Origin of the sequence: Streptomyces sp. MB09-01, assembly GCF_033794505.1 — a bacterium.
Taxonomy (GTDB): Bacteria; Actinomycetota; Actinomycetes; order Streptomycetales; family Streptomycetaceae; genus Streptomyces.
In genome coordinates, this window is sequence record NZ_JARAYQ010000380.1 from 1 (window position 1) to 5,883 (window position 5,883).

4 protein-coding genes are annotated in these 5,883 nt (G+C 70.4%); all 4 read right to left on the reverse strand.

Annotated elements, in window-relative coordinates:
• Window positions 1–61: 61 nt before the first annotated feature.
• Window positions 62–1,051, reverse strand: a complete 990-nt coding sequence (gene pstC, locus PV721_RS40330) for a phosphate ABC transporter permease subunit PstC (RefSeq protein ID WP_319733393.1) — start codon at window positions 1,049–1,051, stop codon at window positions 62–64.
• Between the two features lie 128 nt (window positions 1,052–1,179).
• The gene (gene pstS, locus PV721_RS40335) at window positions 1,180–2,316 is read right to left on the reverse strand and encodes a phosphate ABC transporter substrate-binding protein PstS (protein WP_319733395.1); all 1,137 of its coding nucleotides are present in this window, start codon (window positions 2,314–2,316) and stop codon (window positions 1,180–1,182) included.
• A 245-nt stretch (window positions 2,317–2,561) separates the two neighbouring features.
• The gene (locus tag PV721_RS40340) at window positions 2,562–3,539 is read right to left on the reverse strand and encodes a CHAD domain-containing protein (RefSeq protein ID WP_319733397.1); all 978 of its coding nucleotides are present in this window, start codon (window positions 3,537–3,539) and stop codon (window positions 2,562–2,564) included.
• Window positions 3,520–5,820: an RNA degradosome polyphosphate kinase gene (locus PV721_RS40345; protein ID WP_319733399.1), complete on the reverse strand. Its 2,301-nt coding sequence runs from the start codon at window positions 5,818–5,820 to the stop codon at window positions 3,520–3,522. Before PV721_RS40345 ends, PV721_RS40340 begins: the two co-directional genes overlap by 20 nt.
• Window positions 5,821–5,883 lie beyond the last annotated feature (63 nt).

Here is a 5,883-nt window from a genome sequence, read left to right on the forward strand (position 1 = left end):
TCCTGATCTCGTTCCACGTCCTGAACCCGGGCGGGCCGCTGGTCCTGGAGTGCGTGGCTCATCAGGCGTTCGCCCCCGAGAAGTCCTTGCGGCGAGCGATGATCAGGCGAGCTGCACCGTTGACCAGCAGGGTGAGCAGGAAGAGGACCAGACCGGAGGCGATCAGCGCGTCCCGGCCGAACTCGTTGGCCTCGTCGAACTTCGCGGCGATGTTCTGCGCGAAGGTGCCGCCGCCCGGGTTCAGGACGTGGAACGAGATCAGGAAGCTCGGGGAGAGGACGGTCGCGACGGCCATGGTCTCGCCGAGTGCGCGGCCGAGGCCGAGCATCGAGGCGGAGATGACGCCGGAGCGGCCGAAGGGCAGCACCGACATCCGGATGACCTCCCAGCGGGTCGCGCCGAGGGCCAGGGCGGCCTCCTCGTTCATGCGCGGGACCTGCAGGAAGACCTCGCGGCTGACGCTGGTCACGATCGGCAGGATCATGATCGCGAGCAGGATGCCGACGGTGAAGAGCGAGCGGGCGACACCGATCTGGGTCTTGTCGAAGACGTACGTCCAGCCCAGGTACTCGTCGAGCCAGAGGTTCAGGCCGTTCAGCTGCGGTACGAGGAAGAGGGCGCCCCAGATGCCGTAGATGATCGACGGCACGGCCGCCAGCAGGTCGACCACGTACGCGAGGGGCGCGGCCAGCTTGCGCGGCGCGTAGTGCGAGATGAACAGGGCGATGCCGACAGCGATCGGAACCGCGATGGCCATCGCGATGATCGAGCTGACGACGGTGCCGAAGAGCAGGACGGCGATGCCGAAGACGGGCGGGTTGGCCGACGCGTTCCAGTCGAAGGTGGTGAGGAAGTTCCCCTCGTTCTTCGACAGTGCGATCGAGGCGCGGTAGGTGAGGAAGGCGGCGATCGACGCCATGATCACCAGGAGCAGGATGCCGGATCCCTTGGAGAGCCCGGCGAAGACCTTGTCACCGGCGCGGCCGGTGGACCTTCCGCTCTTGGCGACAGGCGGAGCCGTGTCTATCTGGGTGGGTGTGGTGGAAGCCATGGTCTTTCCGGTCTGAGTGGGGGGCGAGCCCCTGGCGGCGGTGCACCGGATTTCCCCCGGGTGGAGGGGAAGGCCCCCCGGGTGTCGGCTGCCCGGACGGGGGCGGCCGACACCTCGGGGGTCAGGATTCAGCCCAGCGAGTTGATGGCTTCGCGGACCTTGGTGTTGATCTCGGCCGGGATCGGCGCGTAGCCGTTCTCGAGGAGGACCTTCTGGCCCGCGTCCGAGGCGGTGTAGTTCAGGAAGGACTTGACGGTCGGGAGCGTCTCGGCCTTGTTGCCCTTGTCGCAGACGACCTCGTACGTGACCAGGACCAGCGGGTAGGCGCCCTCGGCCTTGGTGGTGTAGTCGAGCTTCAGCGCCAGGTCGGAGCCGGTGCCGGCGATCTTGGCGGCGGAGATGGCCTTGGAGGCGTTCTCACCGGTGGCCTTGACCGGGGCGGCGGCGCCCGTGTTCAGGTCGACGGTCCTGATGCCCTGCGAGCTGGCGAACGAGAGCTCGAAGTAGCCGATCGCACCGTCGACCTGCTTGACCTGGGCGGCGACACCGGCGGATCCGGAGGCGGCCTGGCCGCCCGGGGCGGCCCACTTCTTCGCGGCCTCGTGCGGCCAGGCGTCGGGGGCGGCGGCCTTCAGGTACTTGGTGACGTTCTCGGTGGTGCCCGAGTCGTCGGAGCGGTGGAAGGCCTGGATGGCGGTGGAGGGAAGCGTGACGCCCGGGTTCAGCTTCTTGATCGCCTCGTCGTCCCACTTCTTGATCTTGTCGTTGAAGATGTTGGCGATCGTGGCGGCGTCGAGGTTCAGCTTGTCCACGCCGGCGATGTTGAAGCCGAGGGCGACGGGGCCGCCGACCATCGGCAGGTTGATGCCCTGGCCACCGGTGCAGATCTTCTTCGACTCCTCGACCTGCTCCGGCTTCAGCGCCGAGTCGGAGCCGGCGAAACCGACGGTGCCCTGGTTGAAGGCGACGATGCCCTCACCGGAGGAGGAGGACTTGTAGTTCACCTCGACGCCGGAGCAGGCCGCCATGTAGTTCTTGATCCACAGCTCCACCGCGTTCTTCTGCGCGGAAGAGCCCGAGGCCAGGAGCTTGCCCTTGGCGCCGTCGCACTTGATGTCGCCCGCGGCGGCCGCGGAGGGCTTCGCCGATCCGTCGGCGGTCTTCGTGTTGTCGTCCGAGCCGCACGCCGTGAGGACCAGGGCGCCGGACACGACAAGCGCACCGAGGGCGGAGGCACGAAGCATGTTCTTGCGCTGAAGCTTCACTTTCGGGTGTTCCTTCCAGAAGCCGCCGGCCGCTTTCTGTATCGGGGCGGCGTGCGAAGAGGACTACGTCGTTTTGCTCGGCTGAGCTGCTCGGTCTCCGGGCGACTCGCTCCGTGCATCACCGAAATTAGGCAGAACAGGTGAAGCAGCCGACCGGCCCGAGTGAACGGACGGTGAACCGTGGCGGACGACCCGGTGCGTTCCCGGCCGTTCGCACACGGGTGTCATCATCCGTTATCCGCCCGTTATCGCGGTGTGACCGCGGGCACCCTCAGCCACACGTGCTCGAATTCCAGCCGGGCCGCCTCGACCTCGTGACGCTGGTCGGCGTGCAGGACACCGAGTGCGTACGCCGTTGCCGGGGCGATGCGGGGGGTGCGGGCCGCCGTCGCCGAGGCGGCCGCCGCCTCCGCCGCGTCGCGGTGGCGGTCCAGGGCCTCGCCCGCGGCCGCCGGCCGGCTCACGTCCTCGCCGAGCGCTTCCCGGGCGTACCGGTGGACCCGCAGGAGGCGGCGCACCTCGTGCCAGAGCCCGTCGTGATCCGCGTCGTACGGGCTCGGTGCCGCCTCCGAGCCGCGGCACGGCGGCAGCGCCGCGACCGCCGCAGACAGTCGATTTTCGGCCACCTCTGCCAGGGGGACGAGGACGTCCCCGACCCGCCCCCGGGCCGCTACGGAGTCCAGCGGGACCTCCGAGGCCAGAACGGCCACCGCGTCCGCCACCGCGTGGAAGCGGGAGGAGCCGAGCGCCTGCAGCGTGGCCGAGTGGGCGCGCGTACGCGCCAGGGTGAGCTGCCGCTCCAGCAGCGCGCCGGCGCGCGCCGAGCCGACCGTCAGTGCCCCCGCCGTGCCGCGCGGCGCCGGGAGCTCGGGGGAGCCCGACAGCCGGTGCAGCGCGTCCATCAGCCGGGCCAGCCGGGCGGCGTACGCGTGCTCGTCGGCCAGCGTCGAGGACAGCCACACCAGCTCGGTGCGCAGCCCGTCGGCCCAGGAGGACTCGGTCACCACCCGGAAGGTGGCCAGGGATCCGCTGATGCGGCGCGCGGCCCCCCGCAGGCTGCGCGCCGCGTCGCTCCCCCCGGCGGCGTCGGCCCCGCCCGCTGCCCCTTCGTCGTGCAGGCGCAGCGCGCGCAGGAAAGCGGTGGCCTGGGAGCGCAGGTACGTGCCGAGCACGTCACCCGCGTCCGCCGTCGCCGTAATCGGGTCATGGTTTGGCTGAGCCACGCCGGCGCCTCCGGGCGTCTATGAGCGTCTCCTGTACGTGCCGCAGCGGCTGGCCTTCCGCGTCCGTGCTGTGCCGGGTCCACTCGCCGTCCGGGCCCAAGTGCCAGGAGGAGGTGGCGTCGGACATGCCGGTTTCCAGCATCCGGTCCAGTGCCGCGCGGTGGGCCGGGTCGGCGACCCTGACCAGTGCCTCGATACGGCGGTCGAGGTTGCGGTGCATCATGTCGGCGCTGCCGATCCACACCTCGGGTTCGCCGCCGTTGCCGAAGGCGAAGACCCGGGAGTGTTCCAGGAAGCGGCCGAGGACCGAGCGGACCCGGATGTTCTCCGAGAGCCCGGGGACTCCGGGGCGCACGGCGCAGATGCCGCGCACCCAGATGTCGACGGGCACGCCCGCCTGGGCGGCCCGGTAGAGCGAGTCGATCAGGGCCTCGTCGACGATCGAGTTCATCTTGAGGCGCACGTAGGCGGGGCGGCCGGCCTTGTGGTGGGCGGCCTCCTTGTCGATGCGCGCGACCAGTCCGTCGCGCAGCGAGCGGGGCGCCACCATGAGCCGGCGGTAGGTCTCGCGGCGCGAGTAGCCGGAGAGCCGGTTGAAGAGGTCGGAGAGGTCCGCGCCGACCTGCGGGTCGGCGGTGAGCAGGCCGAGGTCCTCGTAGAGCCGGGCCGTCTTGGGGTGGTAGTTGCCGGTGCCCACGTGCGAGTAGCGGCGCAGCTGGTCGCCCTCCTGGCGGACGACGAGGGACAGCTTGCAGTGGGTCTTGAGGCCGACGAGCCCGTAGACGACGTGGCAGCCGGACTCCTCCAGCTTGCGCGCCCACTTGATGTTGGCCCGCTCGTCGAAGCGTGCCTTGATCTCGACGAGGACCAGGACCTGCTTGCCGGAGTCGGCGGCGTCGGTCAGGGCGTCCACGATCGGGGAGTCGCCGGAGGTGCGGTAGAGCGTCTGCTTGATGGCCAGGACGTCCGGGTCGGCGGCGGCCTGCTCCAAGAAGGCCTGCACCGAGGTGGAGAAGGAGTCGTACGGGTGGTGCAGCAGGACGTCCCGCTCGCGCAGGGCGGCGAAGATGTCGGGCGCGGACGCGGATTCGACCTCGGCGAGGTCCCGGTGGGTGCCGGCGACGAACTTCGGGTACTTCAGCTCGGGCCGGTCCAGGGAGGCGATGCCGAAGAGGGAGGTCAGGTCGAGGGGCCCGGGCAGCGGGTACACCTCGGAGGCGTTGACGTTCAGCTCCTGGACGAGGAGGTCCAGTACGCCGGGGTCGATGGACTCCTCGACCTCCAGGCGCACGGGCGGGCCGAAGCGGCGCCGCATGAGCTCCTTCTCCAGGGCCTGGAGGAGGTTCTCGGCGTCGTCCTCCTCCACCTCCAGGTCCTCGTTGCGGGTCACGCGGAACATGTGGTGCGCGAGCACCTCCATGCCGGGGAACAGCTCCTCCAGGTGCGCGGCGATGACGTCCTCCAGCGGCACGTAGCGCTGCGGGGAGGCCTCCAGGAAGCGGGAGAGGAGCGGCGGGACCTTGACCCGGGCGAAGTGCCGGTGGCCGCTGACCGGGTTGCGTACGACGACGGCCAGGTTGAGGGAGAGGCCGGAGATGTACGGGAACGGGTGCGCGGGGTCCACGGCCAGCGGGGTCAGCACCGGGAAGATCTGGTTCCGGAACAGCGTGAAGAGGCGGGCCTGCTCCTTCTCGGTGAGATCGGGCCAGCGGATGAGATGGATGCCCTCCTCGGCCAGGGCCGGGGAGATGTCCTGCTGGAAGCAGGCGGCGTGGCGGGCCATGAGCTCGCGCGAGCGCGTCCAGATGAGGTCCAGCACCTCGCGGGGCTGCAGGCCCGAGGCCGAACGAGTGGCGACGCCGGTCGCGATCCGCCGTTTGAGGCCGGCCACCCGGACCATGAAGAACTCGTCCAGGTTGCTCGCGAAGATCGCCAGGAAGTTGGCGCGCTCCAGAAGGGGCGTGGTGGGGTCCTCGGCGAGCTCCAGGACGCGCTCGTTGAAGGCGAGCCAGCTGCGCTCCCGGTCGAGGAAGCGGCCCGGGGGCAGCTCGCCGCCGTCCTTGTCGTCGTACGCGTCCAGATCGGCGTCGATGTCGGGCTCGAGGTCGACGTGCGGGCGGTGCGCGGAGATGGAGCCTATGCGGGCGTGGGCCCCGGTCACGGCGTTGACGGGGCCGGTCGCCTTGGCGGCGGCGTTACCGGACGCCGGGCCTGCGGCGGACGTGTGAGACGGGTGCTGGGCGGGGACCTCGGTGGGGCCTGCGCTGGGCTTGTGGCTCATGACTCCATTCTTCCGCGCACGCGGGAGGACAGGCGCGTCGGAAGCGTCGGCCGTCAGTCGGAG